Origin of the sequence: Flavobacterium ammonificans (assembly GCF_020885975.1) — a bacterium.
Taxonomy (GTDB): Bacteria; Bacteroidota; Bacteroidia; order Flavobacteriales; family Flavobacteriaceae; genus Flavobacterium; species Flavobacterium ammonificans.
Window position 1 is genome coordinate 734731 of sequence record NZ_AP025183.1, and the last position, 19712, is coordinate 754442.

The 19712-nt window shown below is 36.7% G+C and carries 16 protein-coding genes; 11 read left to right on the forward strand and 5 right to left on the reverse strand.

Translation table 11 applies throughout. The features are described from left to right. Positions 1-5 precede the first annotated feature (5 nt). From LPC23_RS03225 to LPC23_RS03250, 6 genes are all read left to right on the forward strand, one after another. The gene (locus tag LPC23_RS03225; RefSeq protein WP_229331041.1) at positions 6-914 is read left to right on the forward strand and encodes a PorP/SprF family type IX secretion system membrane protein; all 909 of its coding nucleotides are present in this window, start codon (positions 6-8) and stop codon (positions 912-914) included. 35 nt (positions 915-949) lie between these two features. Further along, positions 950-2875: an OmpA family protein gene (locus tag LPC23_RS03230; protein ID WP_229331042.1), complete on the forward strand. Its 1926-nt coding sequence runs from the start codon at positions 950-952 to the stop codon at positions 2873-2875. 346 nt (positions 2876-3221) lie between these two features. Next, positions 3222-3590, forward strand: a complete 369-nt coding sequence (locus LPC23_RS03235) for a hypothetical protein (RefSeq protein WP_229331043.1) — start codon at positions 3222-3224, stop codon at positions 3588-3590. A gap of 134 nt (positions 3591-3724) precedes the next feature. After that, positions 3725-7777: a S8 family serine peptidase gene (locus tag LPC23_RS03240; protein WP_229331044.1), complete on the forward strand. Its 4053-nt coding sequence runs from the start codon at positions 3725-3727 to the stop codon at positions 7775-7777. Positions 7778-7783: 6 nt separating this feature from the next. Then, entirely contained in the window at positions 7784-8497 is a 714-nt protein-coding gene (locus LPC23_RS03245) for a hypothetical protein (RefSeq protein WP_229331045.1), read from the forward strand. 12 nt (positions 8498-8509) lie between these two features. After that, complete coding sequence (locus LPC23_RS03250; RefSeq protein ID WP_229331046.1) at positions 8510-9250, forward strand: 3-keto-disaccharide hydrolase; 741 nt, start codon at positions 8510-8512, stop codon at positions 9248-9250. A gap of 7 nt (positions 9251-9257) precedes the next feature. Here the strand turns inward: LPC23_RS03250 and LPC23_RS03255 are convergent, their stop codons facing one another. After that, complete coding sequence (locus LPC23_RS03255) at positions 9258-10679, reverse strand: amidohydrolase (protein ID WP_229331047.1); 1422 nt, start codon at positions 10677-10679, stop codon at positions 9258-9260. Positions 10680-10779: 100 nt separating this feature from the next. On the opposite strand from LPC23_RS03255, the gene LPC23_RS03260 reads away from it, so the two are divergent. From LPC23_RS03260 to LPC23_RS03275, 4 genes are all read left to right on the forward strand, one after another. Then, positions 10780-11187 (forward strand): GNAT family N-acetyltransferase, encoded by a 408-nt coding sequence (locus tag LPC23_RS03260; protein WP_229331048.1) that lies wholly within the window; start codon positions 10780-10782, stop codon positions 11185-11187. A 112-nt stretch (positions 11188-11299) separates the two neighbouring features. Then, positions 11300-11932 (forward strand): hypothetical protein, encoded by a 633-nt coding sequence (locus LPC23_RS03265; protein ID WP_229331049.1) that lies wholly within the window; start codon positions 11300-11302, stop codon positions 11930-11932. A 38-nt stretch (positions 11933-11970) separates the two neighbouring features. Beyond that, entirely contained in the window at positions 11971-14301 is a 2331-nt protein-coding gene (locus tag LPC23_RS03270) for a glycoside hydrolase family 3 protein (RefSeq protein ID WP_229331050.1), read from the forward strand. A 97-nt stretch (positions 14302-14398) separates the two neighbouring features. Then, the gene (locus tag LPC23_RS03275) at positions 14399-15016 is read left to right on the forward strand and encodes a TonB-dependent receptor plug domain-containing protein (protein WP_229331051.1); all 618 of its coding nucleotides are present in this window, start codon (positions 14399-14401) and stop codon (positions 15014-15016) included. Positions 15017-15026: 10 nt separating this feature from the next. Here the strand turns inward: LPC23_RS03275 and LPC23_RS03280 are convergent, their stop codons facing one another. After that, complete coding sequence (locus LPC23_RS03280) at positions 15027-16682, reverse strand: DUF6377 domain-containing protein (RefSeq protein WP_229331052.1); 1656 nt, start codon at positions 16680-16682, stop codon at positions 15027-15029. 897 nt (positions 16683-17579) lie between these two features. Between LPC23_RS03280 and LPC23_RS03285 the strand changes: the two genes are divergently transcribed. Further along, positions 17580-17861 carry a hypothetical protein gene (locus LPC23_RS03285; protein WP_229331053.1) on the forward strand — a complete coding sequence of 94 codons (282 nt, stop codon included), beginning with the start codon at positions 17580-17582 and terminating at the stop codon, positions 17859-17861. Between the two features lie 13 nt (positions 17862-17874). Here LPC23_RS03285 and LPC23_RS03290 read toward each other — a convergent pair whose 3' ends face one another. Genes LPC23_RS03290 through LPC23_RS03300 form a run of 3 tightly spaced genes read right to left on the reverse strand, consistent with a single transcriptional unit; the run spans position 17875 to position 19684 of the window. Further along, entirely contained in the window at positions 17875-18453 is a 579-nt protein-coding gene (locus tag LPC23_RS03290) for a Crp/Fnr family transcriptional regulator (protein WP_229331054.1), read from the reverse strand. 51 nt (positions 18454-18504) lie between these two features. Next, positions 18505-19080 carry a Crp/Fnr family transcriptional regulator gene (locus LPC23_RS03295; RefSeq protein WP_229326530.1) on the reverse strand — a complete coding sequence of 192 codons (576 nt, stop codon included), beginning with the start codon at positions 19078-19080 and terminating at the stop codon, positions 18505-18507. A 25-nt stretch (positions 19081-19105) separates the two neighbouring features. Further along, a complete protein-coding gene (locus LPC23_RS03300) occupies positions 19106-19684 on the reverse strand; it encodes a Crp/Fnr family transcriptional regulator (protein ID WP_229331055.1) in 579 nt (192 codons plus the stop codon). Between the last annotated feature and the right edge of the window lie 28 nt (positions 19685-19712).

The window sequence follows — 19712 nt, forward strand, 5'->3', positions numbered from 1 at the left end:
AAAAAATGAAGAAACTATTTAGTTTAGTAGTACTAATGAGTCTGAGTGTTTGGGGCCAACAAGAGCCTCAATACACCCAGTACATGTTCAACCCCACGGTAATTAATCCCGCTTATGCAGGATCGATGGATTATGGAACTATTTTCAGCATGTACCGAGCCCAATGGCTAGGTCTCGAAGGAGCGCCACGCACTTTAAATTTAGCATATCACCAACCCATTGAGAATAGTAGAATAGGAATAGGAGTGAACCTACTGCATGATCAGATAGGACCTACTAATACTACTTTTGCCGCAGTGGATGTTTCCTACACGATTGTTTTCGCTAATGAAAGCCGCCTGGCTTTTGGGGTTAAAGCCGCAGGAGAGCTTTTTGCTATAGACAACCAAAAGTTAAACAATTACAACCCAGAAGACCCGTTTTTACAGCTCAATATGATCAATCAATTCTCTCCTAATGTTGGAGTAGGCTTGTATTATTATAAAGAGAATAGTTATTTAGGACTATCCGTTCCAAGATTATTGGAAACCCGGTTTGTAGACGCTATCGCTTTTTCAAACACAAAGCGCAAGCAACATTTCTATTTTGTTGGAGGGAAAGTTTACAACTTGACGTACAATCTAAAATTCAAACCGGCTTTTGTTACTAAAGTAGTGGCTGGAGCACCATTGCAAGTAGATTTAACCACTAATTTTCTCTACAATGAGCGCTTGACATTTGGTCTAGCCTATAGATGGAGTGCAGCCGTATCGGCCTTAGTTGGATTTAGAGTAAATGACAGATTATCGATTGGCTATGGTTACGATCGAGAAACCACAAGATTGTCCAATTTTAATTCAGGATCTCACGAACTATTTTTACAGTTTGATTTGTTGAGAAATGGTCAAACAGTAGAAACCACACGATTCTTTTAATTCGTAGCGCCATGAAACTGAAAACACAAAACATTATGAAAAAGCAGCTAATCCTAGTATTGTTATTCCCCATAATCGCCTTGGCGCAACAACCCTTGCGAAGAGCCGATGCTAAATTTGAGCAAGAATCCTATATCTCAGCTATTAAGATTTACGAGCATTTAGCCAAGAAAGGCAAAGGAACTGCTGAGATCTATGAAAAATTAGGCGATGCCAATTACTTCAATGCCAATTATGTTGAGGCTCAAAAATGGTATGAGAAACGCTATGCATTCAATGCGCCTTTTCCAGAAGGTTTTTTATACCGCTATAGCCAATCTCTTAAGTCGGCAGGAAAGCAAGAAGAAGCCCAAAAGGTAATGGCAGAGTATGCCAGGGAAAAACCCACAGAACTACGAGTTAGAAACCAAACCCCAACACTCAGAGCACAGAATAGTATCAAGAAAGGATCTGATATTTTTAGCATTACTAATTTGAACATCAACTCGAAGTACTCGGACTTTAGCAGCACTTTCAAAGCAGACACCTTACTCTTTGCAAGTGCGAGACCCAGAATCATCGCCAATCAAATCTACCAAAGAACAGGACAGGTATTTACTAACTTGTATTATAGCGTAAAGAGTAACGACACTACTAATACCTATAGCGAACCCCAACTATTCTCAAAGAAAGTCTTCTCAGTCTATCACGAGGCAACGCCTATTTTCACTAAGGACGGCAAGACGATCTACTATACTCAGAATGAGCTCAGAGAAAACAACAAAAGAAAACTCACCAACGGTCTGAACAAGATCTACAAGGCCATTAATGAAAACGGCAAATGGATTGATCAAGGCGTATTAGACATCTTTGCTTTAGACAGCATACGGGTGGCCCATCCGGCCTTATCAGCAGATGAAAGTACCTTGTATTTTGCCTCAGATGCCAAAGGAGGCTATGGCCAATCCGATTTGTATAAAATCGACCTGTATCCCGATGGTACTATTGGCAATCCGGTAAACTTAGGCAGCGCTATCAACACCGAAGCCAGGGAGAGTTATCCATTTGTTACCCAAGACAACATCTTGTTATTTGCTTCAGATGGAAGATTAGGAATGGGAGGATATGATATTTATGCGGTCGATTTAAACACGCCCAATGCCTTGCCGGTTCATCTAGGGGAACCAATTAATAGCCCTTTTGATGATTTTGCAATCAATTGGGATCGCACCACCAACCAAGGCGTGCTCAGTAGTAACCGACCAGGAGGCAAAGGAGACGATGATTTATACGCCTTTAAAAACACAGGAGCTCCATTTGTATTTGAATACCTAACTACCATTAAAGGACGCGTAATGGATTTAAATGGTTCGAATCCGGTAGAATATGCAGCCCTTGTGTTGTTAGACAAGGACAACAACGAAGTGGCAAGAACACTAGCCGATGAAAACGGAAACTTTACCTTTGAGAATGTCAAATCCAATGCGATGTACACCATTCAAGGATCTAAAGAAATGTATTCAACGGCAGGGGTAGAAGTTATAGCCAGATTGTATGGAGACAATATCAGCAAAGACATCCGCTTGAAGAAAGATGTCTATGAGATTGCAACGGGCTTGGATTTAGCCAATGTATTCGAGATCACACAAATCTACTTTGATCTAGACAAATCAAACATTAGAAAAGATGCGATAGCACCGCTAGAGAAAATAGTAGAGGCGATGATAGAATACCCAGAGATCAAAATCGAGATTGGGTCACATACAGACAGTCGCCAACACAGAAAGTACAACAAGCTACTCTCACAGAGAAGAGCCGATGCTACCATGGCCTATTTGATCAAGCGAGGTATTGCACCAGAGCGATTAACGGCTAAAGGTTATGGCGAGAGTCAATTGGTGAATCAATGTGCCGACGGAGTTCAATGCTCAGAAGAAGAACACCAACAAAACCGAAGAAGTACTTTTGTGATTGTAGAATAATAGAATAATAAATTATCAAATCCCCTTTTGAAGAAAAGGGGATTTTTTATAGGAAAATTAAATATACATCTTCATGTAGGGTTATTTTTTTGTTTATCAGTAAACTAGAAACTATATTTGAAAATGTTTATCAGTTTATAACTGAAACAGAGTTCCAAAAAATGATTAAAAAATTTAAAAATAATCAAATAAAAAGCGCTGAAACGAAATTGTCTGAAAAGGAGCTCAAGAGCTTTTATAAAATGCTCTTGAAATTCAAAAAACACCATCCTGCTTTCGATGCGAAACGATTATTTGAAAAACTCTATCCGAATTCAGGTATTAGTTTTAAGGAATAAATTAAAAAATGAAAATAGGCAACTTTATTTTTAAGCCATCAAAAGAGCAGACGAGACTAATCGATTTGCTTCCTAAAACAAAAGATGACTCTTGTTTTTTTGATTATTTGCAATCAAGATTAGCGCATCTTACAATAGAAATTGAAAAAAAAGACCCCCGTTTTTTTTATGCTAAATTTATAGAAAAGAATACAGAATATTTAGTTAGGTTTTCCTCCAATGGTCAATATGCAGGCATTGTTTACGAGTATTGGAAAGATGTAGACCTTAAATTTAATTTTAATGAATTTGGAATTGAAGAAGAAAAAATTGTAAGGAATAATGCTTTTTGGCATAGGTTGAAAAGAATAGTAAATCAAGTATTTGCCAAAAATTAAAATAGTAAATTGCTATAGCAATCATTTATTGCCCTTTTAAAGAAGCAACTTATTTTTATAAGTTGCTTTTTTTATGGCTATTGTTTGTCTGTAAGGCAAAAAAAAAATACATTTACTAACCTAATAATAAGCAAATGAAGTTCTTATCTATTAATTACCATTTAGAAAGCAAGATTATGAGAAAACCTTATAGGTTGTGTTGGATTCTCCTATTTTTTGCAACCACTTTGTTGGCTCAAAATAATTCTAAAATAGCACCTTCTTTTGCCTATTTGAAAGAAATGCAAAAAAGCACAACTACTGCTAATTTTTCTGAAAACAGTCCCTTTTCCAATACACTTTCTGCTCGAAGAAATACCAGAACTGGGATTAGCGAGACAGGATTCAATTGTATTATTTATACTAAGTCTCCAGAATTGCTTTTGGCTAAAGGAATTGCTTTAGAGAGTATTCATCCAACATTCTCAACGGCTTGGCTAAGTCTAAGACAACTTGACGAAGTCGCTGCTTTTCCAGAAGTTCAGTTTATTGATATGCCAAAAAATTTCAAAAAAAATAATGATATAGCTGTGGCTGGAACAGGAGCATTTTTATTGCATAGTGGGAGATTAAATAACACAGAATATAAGGGAGAAGGAATTATTGTAGCTATAATTGATTCTGGTATAGACTGGGACCATCCTGATTTTAGAGACCCTTTAGATCAAACTAAAAGCCGAATTTTGCGAATTTGGGATCAAACGATAACTGCAGGCCCTGGTGAAAGCGCACCTCAAGGATTTACATTTGGAGTGGAATACACACAAGCTCATATAAATAATGAAATTGACGGATCACCAGCAGGTTTTGTTAGAGAAAAAGACACCGATGGTCATGGAACGCATGTGGCTGGTACTGCCGCGGGAAATGGTGCCGCTTTGAGTCCTATCTACTCGGGATTAGCTCCAAAATCGGATATTGTGGTGGTAAAAGCTGGGAACGGAACTTTTTCAACTTCAAATTTGATTGCCGCCTTAGATTATTTAAAAAATTTAGCGACGAGTTTGTCAAGACCTATCGTAGTTAATATGAGTTTGGGTTCACAGTCTGGAGCTCATGATGGTACTGATCCTTTAGAAGTAGCAATCGATAATTTTACCAATAGCGCCGCTGGAAGAATTGTAGTTGTTGCTGCTGGAAATGAAAATGGAGAAAACATTCATAAGCAATTAATTCTTACTGCTAATTCTAGTGGTAATGTAGATATAATAGTTCCAAACACTACAACAACCGAATCCGATGATGTGTTTCAATTTTCGGCATACGCCAATGATGCCTCTGAAATGGCAGCGGTTGTTACCGCTCCTGATGGCACAGCTGTAAGTGTGTTTTCAAATAATGGAACTTTAGTCATGAACGGTTTGGGCAAAGTGTATTTATCTAATTTTATTGATCCAGGAAGCGGTGATAGGAAAATAGTAGTGTATGTAACCAGATCGAGCACATCGGCTAATGTTGCTGGTACTTGGAATATTCGATTTACTAATGCTACTAACTCCACACTTACAATTGATGGCTGGTTGGATACTAAGGGAGATGATTATTCAAACACATCTGTTGTAGGAGGTGATAGTAATTATCTAGTGGCTATTCCAGGTTGTGCTACAAAAGCAGTAACAGTTGGTTCATTTATGGGTAAAATGGATTGGTATGGTGGTACATCTACTGGCTTTGGAGGATATAGCTATAATGCGGGAGTTCAAGACGACATATCAGGATTCAGTTCAATAGGGCCAAGAAGAGATAATGTACTTAAACCTGATATTACGGCAACTGGTCAAGCAGTTGTATCCTGTTTATCTTCAGACTCAGGACTAGCCAATTCATCTCCTTTTAATGTTGTTAATGACTTGTATCGAGTAGAACAAGGATCTAGTATGGCTGCACCTGCTGTAGCCGGATGTGTAGCCTTATTACTTCAAATGAGACCTAACGCTACTTTTACAGAAATTAAAACAGCTATAACAACAACTGCAATCAAAGATTCCTTTACTGGACAAACAGTAAACGCTACCTGGGGACATGGTAAAATAAATGTTTTTAAAGCCGCCTCGAGTTTTTCGTATTGCCAACCGTTATCAGTTACAACCTACAATTACGAGCAGCCTTATTCTAGAAATCAAAACACAGGAGTTGATGTAGGCTCAGCTCAAGTTGCAGTTCGATTTACAACCACTTCTTCTGGCATACTAGGTGGAGTCTACTTTAAAACAGGAACATCCATCAATTTGACGAGCTTTTCGGCAGAATTAAGAGCTAACTCCAATGGAAATCCTGGAAACCTAATAGGGGCAATAGCTAAATCACCCTCTTCTATTACAAAAAACGCCTGGAATTTTATCGATATGAGTTCTTTAGAAGCTCAATTAACCACCTCCACAGATTATTTTGTTGTTTTAGCTCCTAATTCAGGAGGGACTTTATCCCTAGGAAGAGAAACTACAAATTCTGGTCGTTCTTATATATCTGCAAATGGAACATCTTGGACCTCCACAAACAATTTAAGAATTAGAGCTGTGGTCTATGACAAACTAGCTCCAGGGGTTCCGACCCTAACTTTAAATTCAAGTTCAGGTTCCAACATACAATCGATATGCAATGCTGTAGCGATTACTCCAATTACATTCACTACTACTGGTGTAACTAGCGCAACTGTGACTGGACTTCCAGCTGGAGTTGTTGCTAATTGGCAATCCAATACGGTTACAATTTCAGGTACACCAACTGATTTTGGAGTGTTTAATTATAGCGTAAGAATTGCTTCATCTTGTGATACAGCAACAGCTACTGGGACAATCACCATTGGAAGTGTTCCAAAAGTTACTAGCGTTACCATTGCAACAGGTAATACAATGACAATCAGTGGAGATCATTTTTCTGTTAATGGAACAACTCTGACAATTGGAGGAATACAGGCCTTAATTAGTTCGGTTACTAGAACCACAATTATTGCAACACTTCCATCGAGTAACAATGGCGGCCCAATTGTCGTAACCAACTCCTGTAACCTGAGTTCTTTACCCTTTACCTATCCATTTAAGGCTCCAACAAACATTAGTTTAAGTTCCAATTTTATAATTCAAAATAATAGTGTTGGCGCAACAATTGGCATTCTGTCTGCAACCGATACCGACACCTCCGATAGTTTTACTTATGCACTAGTTAGTGGTACAGGAAGTACCGACAATGGTAACTTTAGAATAGAGAACAATCAATTAAAAGCAGCAGTAGTTTTTTCAACTCAAACTAAAGTAAGTCATTCCATTCGAATTAGAGTGACTGATGCCGGTGGATTATCATTTGAAAAAACGTTTACAATTACTGTTGTAACCGACTTAGATGCCGATGGAGTTCGAGATGATGAAGATCAGTGTCCTAATACTATTGCTGGAGTTAAAGTAGATTTTAAAGGATGCGAAATATTCCTTTTACCTTCGGATAACTTCTCGGCTTTGGTAACTGCAACATCTTGTGTGGGACAAAAAAATGGATCGATCAGTGTGAGCGCTAAGAACACGACCTTCATATATAATGTCACGATTAATGGACAAACAGGATTCCAATTGAATGCGGCCAATAGTTTTACCAATCAATTTCAAAACTTAGCACCTGGGAGCTATGAAATTTGTATAAGTGTTCAAGGAAAACCTAACTATTTACAGTGTTATAACTTAATAGTAAGAGAACCAAGTATTTTAGCCCTTACAAATAAAGTAAGTGCATCAGCTAAGCAAGTTACCTATAACCTAAGTGGGTCATCTAGCTACAATGTCACATTGAACGGACAAACTAAAAAGTATTTTTCTAACGAAATTACCTTAAATCTGGAGGCAGGCCAAAATGTTATTTCTATAGCAACGGACATGGATTGTCAAGGGAAATTTGAACAAACAGTCTTTTTAGGAGACCAAATCGTATTTTATCCAAATCCTGTTCTCGATTATGTTACGCTATTTTTTCCAGGGACAGATCAAGAAGTTACCATAACCACTATCAGTCTATCAGCTACAACAAAAGAGGTTGTAAAGTGCAAGCTTGATGCCTCAAGAAAGGCAAAACTAAACCTAAGTGGATATGCATCAGGCATGTATCTAGTTCGTGTTAAAGGCAATCAATTTGAGGAAACAATAAAAGTAATTAAACAATAAAGGGAGATGAAAAGTGTAATTAAAATAACAGCTCTTTTTCTTATAGTAGGATTGGTTGGTTGCGGAGGAAGTTCTGAAGATGAAGCTCCCGTTGTAGTGAATATAAAGGTACCTGGAAAAGCATCTTTAGTGGCTCCAGCAAGCGGCACTACTTGCGAACCGGGAGCCAATGCTACCCCTACACAAAGTTCAGTGGTGTTTAGTTGGAATGCTGCTACCGATACAGAAAGCTATGAATTAAAAGTAATCAATTTGAATACTCAAGAAACAGTAACACAAACGGGGATTACATCGGCCAGTGCAACAGTAACATTAAACCGAGGGATTCCGTATTCTTGGTCTGTAACTTCAAAAAACAAAGGGACCACAACCACAGTCAGTGATACTTGGAAATTTTATTTGGCAGGGGTTGGCGTGACGAATTACGCACCATTCCCCGCGGCAGCAGTTAGTCCATTGTCAGGTACTGTGGTAACGCCAACTAACGGAAAAGTAACACTCAGTTGGGAAACTAGCGATGTTGAGGCCAGTCCTTTAACCTATACTTTATTTTTTGACACAGTAGACGGGAAACAAACGCCAATTGACGCTAACAAGAATTTGACTTCCAAAACTAAAGAGGTTGTTGTGAATGCCAATACGGTTTACTATTGGAGAGTGATCACAAGTGATGGGTTTAATACTTCCACTAGTATCGTCTATACATTTAAAACACCTTAACTTACTATAAACATGATGAATATAAAACAATTCTTCTGCCTTTTATGCGTTCTATTTATTCTATCCAATTACGGATTTGCTCAAAATAATTTCCAACACAATGTTTTGAGTCCAGTAGAAGAAGCCGAGGGTTGGCAATTACTTTTTGATGGGAAATCTACTTCTGGCTGGCATTTATATAATGAAGGGAATATCAAGTCCGCATGGACAGTTCGTAATGGCGAATTAGTTTGCGATCCAACTATAGAGAAAGTAGAACGCGGTGATTTGATTTCTGATTCGGTTTTTACCAATTATGATTTTAGTTTTGAATGGAAAATTTCTGAAGCAGGCAATAGCGGGGTTTTTATTAATGTACAAGAAGCTCCTGAATTCCCCACTGCATGGACAACAGGTCCTGAATACCAACTATTAGACAATGCCAACATGCCTAAAGATTATCTGATTGATGGTAAGCACTCGGCGGGTTGTGTGTACAGTTTGTCACCTTTATTGAATCAAGTTCAGCCGAAACCTGCTGGAGAGTGGAATACTTCAAGAATTCTGCAACAAAATGGAGTGATTACTTTTTGGCTAAACGGAATTGAAACCGGACACGAGGACATGAAAACCGAGCGTTGGAAACAATTAATCGCAGGAAGCAAACTAGGTAATTTCCCTTCTTTTGGAAAGGCAATTCAAGGTAAGATTGCCTTTCAAGATTGGTCAAAAGGGGTGGCCTTGCGCAACATAAAAATCAAAGAAATCAAATAATTGGAAGTTATTTTCTGTAATCTAAAGCCGGTTTACGATCGCCTAGAAGCGGAATATATTTAAAATCTTTTCCTCTTTTTTCCTCTAATTCTGTTTTTGCTTTTACAATTTGATCCGGATTTAAAAACAAATCAATTGCGGTCAAAGCGATTGTTTTGGCAGCCACCATCATCCCTTTGTTTGCTATATCAGTTCCGCCAGCGGCAACAGCTTGCCAACTATGAGCAGGAGTGCCAGGAACCCAAGTAGCACTTCCCATACCAGCCGTTGGAACTGCAAAACTCACATCGCCTACATCTGTTGAACCAAAACTAGGATCTAATGTTTTGTAAGGTTGAATCACCGCCGCTTTGTCTACACTACCATTTTCAATTCCCAAGGATTTAATGATTTGGTTTCCAAATTCTTTTTCTTTTTCAGTATATGTAACACCTCCCACTTTAACTAGATTCGAATACATCATCTTTTGGAGCGTGATATTTGGCAACAATTCGTGTGTTCCTCCTATAAGTTCGTACTCCATTTTTGTTCCAGTACCTAGCGCAGCTCCTTCAGCAGCTTTAGCGATGCGATCAAAAATATCGATCACCATTTTTCGATTGCCGTGACGCACATAATAATAGACTTCCGCAAAATCAGGTACTACATTAGGCGCCTTCCCACCATTGGTAATCACATAATGAATGCGGGTGTCTGAAGGTATGTGTTCGCGCATCATATTAACCATCATATTCATTGCTTCAACGCCATCTAAAGCAGAACGTCCTTTTTCTGGAGCCATTCCAGCATGAGAAGCGATTCCGTGAAAACGAAACTTTGCTGATTTATTAGCCAAAGCCGAACCAGGGTTGGCATCATTTGCGTCGGAGGGATGCCAATGCAATGCTATATCAACGTCTTTAAATAATCCTTCGCGTACTAAGTATACTTTTCCCGATCCACCTTCCTCGGCAGGGCAGCCATAAAAACGGATGGTTCCTTTTTTCTTGTTGGTTTTCAACCAGTTTTTTACTTCAATGGCTGCAGCGGTAGAAGCGGTACCAAATAAATGATGACCACAGGCGTGTCCTGCGGCTTTTCCAACCGACTTTTTCTCTGCAACCGCTTCTTGTGACAAGCCGGGCAAAGCATCGTATTCCCCTAAAATGGCAATTACAGGCAGTCCTTCGCCATATTCCGCTATAAATGCGGTTGGAATTCCTGCCACGCCTTTAGTAATTTTGAAGTCTTCATTTCGTAAAGTTTCTTGTAACAATGCGGTGCTTTTTTCTTCTTGGTAGCCCATTTCGGCAAAGCCCCAAATTTGTTGAGCTATTGAACTATAGACTTCTTTTTTAGCTTCTAAATTAGCTGTAATTTTATCTGTTTTTTGAGCCAAAACAAAACTTGAAAATCCTAAAAACAAGGGCAGGGCATAGTATATTTTCATAGTAGAAATGCTATTTAATGAAATATAAATGTACTACTTTTTTACTATCGGCCATTACGAATCCGCTTTTTTGGTTAAGTTTGAATCCATAAACTGATTTATGATTCAAGAAATTCCTATTGATGCCCTGTTGCAATTACGTCAACATGTACTTTGGCCTAATAAAGACCTTGACTTTGTGCGTACCCCAAACGACGATCACGGTATTCATTTGGGGGTTTGTATCCAAGGTCAATGGGTTTCTTGTATTTCTCTATTTATTGAGGAGAATCAACACGCGGTTTTCAGAAAATTTGCCACACTTCCTGATTTTCAAAATAAAGGATATGGTAGCCAATTGCTACAATACAGTTTTAACTACCTCCAACAACTCGGAATTACAACTGTTTCTTGCAGCGCTCGTGTTGAAAAACAAAGTTATTATCAAAAATTTGGAATGCAACCCAATGGTTATCCGTATCTCAAAAATGGATTGCAGTATGTAACAATGGAAGTGAACTTAGAATAAAGTAGAGGTTCAAAAAGGATTGGTATAAAATAATTGAATATTCATTGCGTATTATTGACGCAATAATTTATATTTGTCATTCGTATACTAATCAACTAAGATTATTTTCTTCATGAAACTTACATTTTTAACCGTTTTAGCCTTTTTTTGTATCACATTGGCACAAGCACAATACGCTAGTTTTGAAGCTAGTACAGGCGGATTCTCTTTTATTCCTGCCTTTACCTCAGAGGATCCACATATTATTGTTAATGCTGGAACAACTGATACGAAAAGACTTTCATTTCATTTGTTGTCTACCATTCGGTTGGAAAATTTAAATCCCCGTGGTGTGATTTTTATGTCTCGTTACAAATTCATTGATAAAAAACTAAAAGCAAGTTTCGGGATTCACTTGCCGGCGATACAAATTGACCAAAATTTTAATGTCGATACCTTTTTTGCACAAGAGGTTCTTGCGAGTTATCCTTTGTCAAATAAATGGTCTATGGGCTTGTTTTATTTGCATGGCGAAGGAAGAAACAACGACTTTAAGACCAATTTCTTAGCCTTAAGCACTACATTGGTTGAAGGAAATTTTAGTTTTTTAACCCAAGCATACGGTCTTGACTTAGAGAGTACTTATGGAGTTTCTGAAACAATAACCTATAAAGTCACAAAAAAAATCGATTTCAGAGGCTTTGCCAACAAGACGATCTCCAACGGAAAATTTAACTGGACCTTAGGAGCGCGATATAATTTGTAACTTGCTAATTCAATTAACTACCAGATAAACCACCTATAATGAAAACACAAATCACATTCGCTTCTTTGATGCTACTACTAGCAACACAAGTGGAAGCACAAAAAAAATGGTCAGAAACACCTAAAGGGAGTTTTAATCGCATTGAAAATACAGGCGGCCAAATCTTAGGCTATTCGCCAAAATCAGGTGTAAAAATCATGACCGTTGACGGATTAGCGTTCAAGGATTTGAATAAAAACGGGAAATTAGACCGTTACGAAGATTGGAGACTACCGGTTGCCGAACGTGCCAAAGATTTGGCTAGTCAAATGACTGTAGAGCAAATTGCTGGATTGATGTTGTACAGTCGCCATCAATCGGTTCCGGCGCAAGCAGGAGGTTACTTTGGCGGAACCTATAATGGCAAATCATTTCCAGAAAGTGGGGCTAAAGCTCACGATTTATCCGATCAACAAAAAGCGTTTTTAACCAACGATAATTTACGTCACGTTTTGATGACATCGGTGGAGAACCCAACGGTTTCAGCACTTTGGAATAACAATGTACAAGCTTTGGTAGAAAGTATTGGTGTGGGAATTCCAGCGAATAACAGTTCGGATCCACGTCATGGGGCCAATAAAGATTCTGAATACAATGCTGGTTCGGGCGGTGCAATTTCGCAATGGCCTGAAGAATTAGGCTTAGCAGCCACTTTTGACCCTGCTATTACAGAACATTTTGGAACGATAGCAGCCAAAGAATACCGTGCTTTAGGTATTGCGACAGCATTATCTCCTCAAATTGATTTGGCTACAGAGCCAAGGTGGAACCGTTTTGTGGGGACTTTTGGCGAAGACCCAAAATTAGCAACCGATATGTCTAGAGCCTATGTGGATGGTTTTCAATCGTCTCCAAAAGCTATTGCGGCTTATGATGGTTGGGGTAACCAAAGTGTCAACGCGATGATCAAACACTGGCCTAGTGGTGGTCCTGAAGAAGGTGGCCGTGACGGGCATTTTGCTTATGGCAAGTTTGCCGTTTATCCAGGAAATAATTTCGAAACGCATTTACAACCTTTTCTTGATGGGGCGTTTAAATTAAACGGTGGTACCAAAAAAGCATCTGCCGTGATGCCGTATTATACGATTTCGTACAACCAAGACAAAAAGTACGGTGAAAATGTAGGGAATGGATTTAGCAAATACATCATTACTGATTTATTGAGAGACAAATACGGATACGATGGAGTAGTATGTACGGATTGGTTAATAACCGGTGACGAAGGAAAAACACCGGATGTTTTTGCTGGAAAATCATGGGGAACCGAGAAAATGACTATTGCCGAAAGACATTATAAAGTAATGATGGCGGGCGTAGATCAATTTGGGGGCAACAACGATATCAAACCTGTTTTGGAAGCCTATCAAATGGGCGTAAAAGAACACGGACAAGCCTTTATGCGCAATCGTTTTGAGAAATCAGCCGTGCGTTTGTTGTTGAATATTTTTAGAGTAGGTTTGTTTGAAAACGCTTATTTGGATCCTGAAGAAACTAAAGCCATCGTTGGAAAACCGGAATTTATGAAGGCGGGTTATGATGCCCAATTGAAATCGATTGTTTTGATTAAAAATCACAATAAGACCTTGCCAATTGCTAATGGAAAAACAGTATATGTTCCAAAAAGAACGACTCCGCCAGGGGTGAATTTCTTTGGCATGCCAACCCCAGAAAAAACAGAATATCCAGTCAATTTAGAATTGATTAAAAAATATTACAATGTAACAGACGATCCTACAAAAGCTGATTTTGCCATGGTATTTATCAAAAGTCCAGTTAGTAATGGGTATAGTAGAGCCGATAGAGAAGCAGGAGGGAATGGCTATGTGCCAATTAGTTTACAATTGAAAGATTATACAGCAACTGAGGCTAGAGCGCAAAGTATAGCGGCTGGAGATCCGGTTATTGATCCAACAATTACCAATCGTTCGTACTTGAATAAGATCTCAAAATCGAATTCATATCCCGATTTGAATACTATTTTAGATACTAAAAAAGCGATGAATGGGAAACCAGTAGTAGTAGCGATTACCGTTTCTAATCCAATGGTTTTTGGCGAATTTGAAAAAGAAGTTGATGCTATTGTAGGGGAATTTGGGGTACAAATGGAAGCTTTATTGGATATTGTTTCTGGAAAAACAGAACCTTCAGGATTGTTACCTTTACAAATGCCGATGGATATGACAACAGTTGAAAAGCAGTTGGAAGACGTGCCTCATGATATGATTCCATATCGCGATTCCAATGGGAATGTTTATGATTTTGGTTTCGGATTGAACTGGAAAGGAACAATCAAAGATGCTAGAACCGAAAAATACAGTGTAAAAAAATAAGCGAATTCAAAAGCCATTTACAACAATGTAAAAGGCTTTTGTTTTTTCAATCAATTAATCAACTACTTTTAAAAGTAGTAACTAACAACCAATACTTATGAGATTAGTAAACACCTTAATTTTTGCCCTTTTGATAGTTACAAGTTTTGGCCATGCACAAACAACGGTCTCGGGCAAGGTGTTGAATCATAAAAACAAACCTGTTTCAGGCGCAGTATTGTATTTGGACTCCACGGCAACTAATGTGATTACCAATAAGTCGGGAGGATATAGCTTAATTGTTCCTGATAGTATAAAAAACATAAAGGTACATTCTAAAAAATTAGGTTGGTTGAGTAGTGCTTACGCCAAAGAATCCACCATGGACTTTATGTATTTAGATACGGCTCCAGCCGACCAATCCTTAACACCGCCTAATGGATTAAATCCTGATAAAGACAAAACTACCGTTTCATTTCGAACTATTTACGACATGATGCGTGGGCGAATTGCCGGCGTTGTCGTGCAACAAGACAATACAATTATTGTAAGAGGAATAAATTCTATCAGAAACAATTCAGAACCATTATTTATAGTCGATGGGAATTTTGTCCAAAGTATTGACTTTGTTGTGCCCAATGAAGTAAAAAGCATTACTGTTTTGAAAGATGCAGAAGCATCCATCTACGGTTCAAGAGGAGCGAGTGGTGTTATTGTAATCAAATTGAAAAAATAACCTCCTTTTATTAGTCTGATTTAGTGCCAATTCTCATTACTTTCATTTCAAACTCTTCTCTTATTCCTTTAGCTTTACTTTTTATTTGTGAACGATAGTTATAAATCGTGGAGGGAGAATAGCGAAGAAAGTCGGCAATTTTAGCACTGTCTTTAATGCCAAGACGAATCAAGGCAAAAATCCGTAACTCAGGATTTAAGAGTTCCCCTTTTTTGACAACTAAAGTTTCTGGTTCTGTCAATAAAGTTTTGAACTCTTCCACAAAAGTGGGAAAAAGTTGGACAAAGGTTTGATCAAATTGCGAATAGAATTCTTTCAATTCTTTGTCGATAAAAGCTTTTGATTTAACGGTACTGATTAAGTCGTTTACTTTTCCTGCCGTAGCCATCACCTTTAGTTTTTGACTGTATTCTTCCATTTTTCCAATATAAATGGAACATTGATCCATATAGCGCCCAATATAAATTTCTTTCAGTAAACTCGTTTCGGCAAGTGCTGAATTCGTTTGATTTAATGCCGTGTTAAATCCTTGTAATTGTTGGTTTGCAATTGAAAGTTGGTGATTTGCTTGTTCCACATTTTTTTGTGCTTTAGCCAGTTTATTCATTTGTTTGAAGAGCAAAATCAAAACACCAATAAGAAACAAAGACAAAATACTAACGCTAATCAAAAAGACAATTAACTGCGATTGATTTGACTTGTTTTTGGCTTCATAACTTTCGTTAATAATGGGTAACATTTTTGATATTTCGTAGGTTCGAAGTTTAGAATTGCAAAAAACTGCATCGTCAAGAGAACGTTTTGTGTATTCATAGGCGGTTTCGATTTCTCCTTCTTCATGCAACAATAATGCTAGTTTTCGTAAAGAAATATTTTCTTTTTTTACTAATTCCAAGTCTGAAATGGCCGAAATAGCGAGCCATTTTTTCTCTTCTTCTTTCGATTTTCTGAACCGAAAAGTTTCCGATACTATATAAGCGATAACCGCTCTATTAGGATCAGTTTTTGGAGTTCTATTAAAAACAGGAAACAATAATTGATAGGCTTGCAGGTATTTTTTTTGATTTAGCAATTGGCCTGAAAGGGCAATATAGTATAGCGTTTCGTTTTGAGGCAAATGTGCAATTGCTTTGGTTCGAAACAACTTAGATTGCTGGATGTATTTCTTTTTCTCATCAGCGTCGTTGGCATAATTGGCTAAGCCGCCATATACGTTCTCTTTAGTCCAAAAAAAACGTCCTTTTTCTGTAGGCATTATTTGGGACTCAACACTATTTAGAACAGCTAGGGCTTGGTCATAAGTACCTAAAGTGGTAAGGATAGAGGCTAAATCAAATTGGGATTGGTGTAATTCTTTTTTAGTCAATAAAGTTGCGGTATTTACCGCCTTTCTGGCATACACAAGAGCCGAATCAGATTGATAGGATCTGTACTCATGGAATAATTTAGTGTATATGGTATAACGGACTTGCGCAGTTGAGGATTCGGATATAGTATTTTTAAGACTACGAATCCGATCGTTTTTTATTTTTAAATACTCTTCAGATTTGGCTAAGCTGAGGTCCAGTTCTTTTTTAAAATAGGCAAAGTCTTTTTGAGCCAACACTATGCTTGAAAAAAGCAGAGCACTAAAATAAATCCAAATTTTTAAAAAAGAAAAGCTCATAATTAGTGTGTTCTATTGTAAAGTAGTATCAAACAGGATTCATGAGTGTAACCTCAATGCTGTAAATTGAGATACGCCTTTTGAACCTGTAATGTATGAAAATCTAATAAGAACAAAGATAAAGAGTAATGCGATCACAATAGCTCCAGTAGTTGTTAAAAAAAATCCGTTTTCATACTATTGAAAACGGAAATCAAATGTGTTATTCACATTAATTGAAAAGAGTGGGGACACTTTTACAGTACAAAGGTACAACTTAATTGGATTCATTTATCGATTTGATTTTTTGTTGATTTTTTATAACCTAACAGAATGAGTAGTAAAAAATCTACTTTATTTTCAAGCTAGACATTAAATTGGAAATGTAAAAACAACCCTTTTTTGAAAAAATTCAGGAAAAAAGTTAATTTTTTTGAGGGTTGTCAGCAGGCAGGTGCTAATATTTAAAATTATTTAAATAATTGAAAATCAATTTTTTAAATTAAAAATAAACATTAAATCAACCAATAAATAGTTGCTGATCTAAAAAAAATTTAAAAAAAATCAAAAAGTTGTAAAATCACAACTTTTATTAAAATGATATGAATTTACTTTGGCATATGAAAATCAAGAAAACATAACTCGATCTAAACAGTTAGTTTTATTTGTGTTGGATTTAAAAAAAAAGATTGATAATTTAAAAAAATAATGATTAGAAAAGATGTGGGGACATTTATAACAGTATGCATTTTTAATAAAATCATGTAGTGTTTTTCTAATCATTTCCCGTGGCAATTTACTTTAGTATTGTCGATTTAGTTTCAACAATCGCAAATGCCACGGGAAACCAACCACCATACCGGCTAACCTCTTGCCGGTATGGTTTTGGTTTTTTTGGACAAAACTTAAATTTTACAAATGAATATTTTAAAGTACATCATTAACGAAGAAAATATTCCAATTATCTTTAGTGAAAAGCTCAGTCATCAAGAAATTCTTCAAACGGGTATTGCCGCAGGATATTTAATTTTATATTATGAGGTAGAATCAAATGTATTCTCTGTTAAATGTTTTGGACAAAGCACTACTTTAAATTTAAGTTCTACTGACCAGGACGAAGCAATAATAACCACATACTTGAATAGTAAATTTATAAACAGAGTTGACTTTTCAGAACTATTAGGTCTTGATTTTTCGTAACTCTTAGTTGTATTTATTTTTTCTCTTTACTTATTATTTTACTCAAATAAGTGGTGTCTACTCCTAGAAAAGATGCTAAGTGTTTTTGACTCAGTCGAGAAAAAATAGCGGCTTGTTTTTCAAAAAGATAGCTGTAGCGGTTCTCAGCACTCATAAAGCGTAAGGCACTTGCTTGTTCTTGGTAATCACAGAGTTTATCAAACAATTCATGATTTGCAAATAAGGCCGCTTTATGGTTGTTTTTCATGATGAAATCAAGAGTAGTTTTCTTAATAGAAATGATTTCGCCCTCTTCAAGCGCATCAATATAATGCTCGCTGGGTTTTTGTTTGTGGTAACTACTAATTGAGGTAATGAATTCTCCTTCTTTTACAAACCAAGTATTCACTTCTTTACCTTCATTAATAATGTAAACGCGTAGTAATCCTTTTTGGACATAAAAGATTTCTTTACATATCTCTCCTTCACGTAATAGAATTTCTTTTTTAGCAATTTTTTTGGTAAACATTAAAGAAACCAATTTTTCAACTACATGACGTTCTTTTTTTTGAAAGGAAATACCAGATTCTAGGACTTTTTCAACGATATTCATTATAGGGGCTTTTTTTAATTTTATGTAATTATTTAAAATATAGAATTAGGGTTATTTAAACTGATTTACAATTTTACTTAAGTAGGTGCTATCTACTCCAATATAAGAGGCCAAATGTTTTTGGCTCAATCGTTCTAAGATTTCGGGCTTTCGCTCTTTAAGAAAAAGGTAGCGCTTTTCGGATGTCATATAACGTAGCATATCGCATTGATCAGAATATTCGCAAAGGTTGTTGAATAATTCATCTATAGCAAATAAGGCAAATTTATGATTGCTTTTCAAAACCATATCCACCACATCTTTTCGAATGCTCAATACCACACTATCTTCTAATGCCTGAATGTATTCAGTAGCAGGTTCTTGTTTGTGGAAACTTTTAACCGATGTAATAAATTCTCCTTCTTTAACAAACCAAGTGTTCACTTCTTTGTCGTCATTAAGTAAATACACACGAAACAATCCCGATTGAACATAAAAAATATGTTTGTTTACATCTCCTGCATGTAAAATATGGTTTCCTTTTTTAATTTTTTTGGTGAAAGGCAACGTAGCTAATTGTTCAAGAAGGGGAATATCTTTCTTTTTAAAGAATTTTTCAAGTCCAATAACGCGGTTGATAATATTCATGGTATTTAGTATTTAGTATACAAGTTCACTCTTTATGACTTGCAATTATTTTATTCAAATAGGTCGTTTCTATGCCCAAGAAAGAAGCTACATGCTTTTGACTCACTCGCTCCAGGACCTCAGGGTTTTTCTTTTTCAAAAACTCATACTTTTTCTCAGCAGATAGAATTCGTAAATATTGACATTGATCACTGTATTCGCATAACTTTATATACAATTGTTTAATAGCAAAAAGTGCTAATTTATGATTGTGTTTGAGCACCATAGAATAAGTACTTTTTTTGAACGATATAATTTCAGAATCTTCTAAGGCTTGAATGAATTCTTCGCTAGGAGTTTCATTATAATAGCTGTTAACAGAACTTATAAATTCATTTTCCTTGACAAACCAAGTGTTAATTTCTTTTTCCTCATATACCATGTACACTCTCAGCAAACCTTTTTTTACATAAAAAATACGATCGTTGATTTCGCCTGCGCGAAGTAAAAATTCTTTTTTCTTGTATTTTTTGCTAAAAAGAAATTGGGCAAATTTTTGAATAAAAGAAAAGTCAGATTCTTTAGCAGCAAGCTTTGGGTCTTTTTTGTCAGATTGAGATTTCATGGGTAAAAGATTTTGGGTTTGGGTAAAT

Bases quoted from the DNA above. Each gene is read 5' to 3' on its own strand.
- LPC23_RS03225 (WP_229331041.1), top strand. From the start codon at position 6: ATGAAGAAACTATTTAGTTTAGTAGTACTAATGAGTCTGAGTGTTTGG.
- LPC23_RS03230 (WP_229331042.1), top strand. From the start codon at position 950: ATGAAAAAGCAGCTAATCCTAGTATTGTTATTCCCCATAATCGCCTTG.
- LPC23_RS03235 (WP_229331043.1), top strand. From the start codon at position 3,222: ATGAAAATAGGCAACTTTATTTTTAAGCCATCAAAAGAGCAGACGAGA.
- LPC23_RS03240 (WP_229331044.1), top strand. From the start codon at position 3,725: ATGAAGTTCTTATCTATTAATTACCATTTAGAAAGCAAGATTATGAGA.
- LPC23_RS03245 (WP_229331045.1), top strand. From the start codon at position 7,784: ATGAAAAGTGTAATTAAAATAACAGCTCTTTTTCTTATAGTAGGATTG.
- LPC23_RS03250 (WP_229331046.1), top strand. From the start codon at position 8,510: ATGATGAATATAAAACAATTCTTCTGCCTTTTATGCGTTCTATTTATT.
- LPC23_RS03255 (WP_229331047.1), bottom strand. From the start codon at position 10,679: ATGAAAATATACTATGCCCTGCCCTTGTTTTTAGGATTTTCAAGTTTT.
- LPC23_RS03260 (WP_229331048.1), top strand. From the start codon at position 10,780: ATGATTCAAGAAATTCCTATTGATGCCCTGTTGCAATTACGTCAACAT.
- LPC23_RS03265 (WP_229331049.1), top strand. From the start codon at position 11,300: ATGAAACTTACATTTTTAACCGTTTTAGCCTTTTTTTGTATCACATTG.
- LPC23_RS03270 (WP_229331050.1), top strand. From the start codon at position 11,971: ATGAAAACACAAATCACATTCGCTTCTTTGATGCTACTACTAGCAACA.
- LPC23_RS03275 (WP_229331051.1), top strand. From the start codon at position 14,399: ATGAGATTAGTAAACACCTTAATTTTTGCCCTTTTGATAGTTACAAGT.
- LPC23_RS03280 (WP_229331052.1), bottom strand. From the start codon at position 16,682: ATGAGCTTTTCTTTTTTAAAAATTTGGATTTATTTTAGTGCTCTGCTT.
- LPC23_RS03285 (WP_229331053.1), top strand. From the start codon at position 17,580: ATGAATATTTTAAAGTACATCATTAACGAAGAAAATATTCCAATTATC.
- LPC23_RS03290 (WP_229331054.1), bottom strand. From the start codon at position 18,453: ATGAATATCGTTGAAAAAGTCCTAGAATCTGGTATTTCCTTTCAAAAA.
- LPC23_RS03295 (WP_229326530.1), bottom strand. From the start codon at position 19,080: ATGAATATTATCAACCGCGTTATTGGACTTGAAAAATTCTTTAAAAAG.
- LPC23_RS03300 (WP_229331055.1), bottom strand. From the start codon at position 19,684: ATGAAATCTCAATCTGACAAAAAAGACCCAAAGCTTGCTGCTAAAGAA.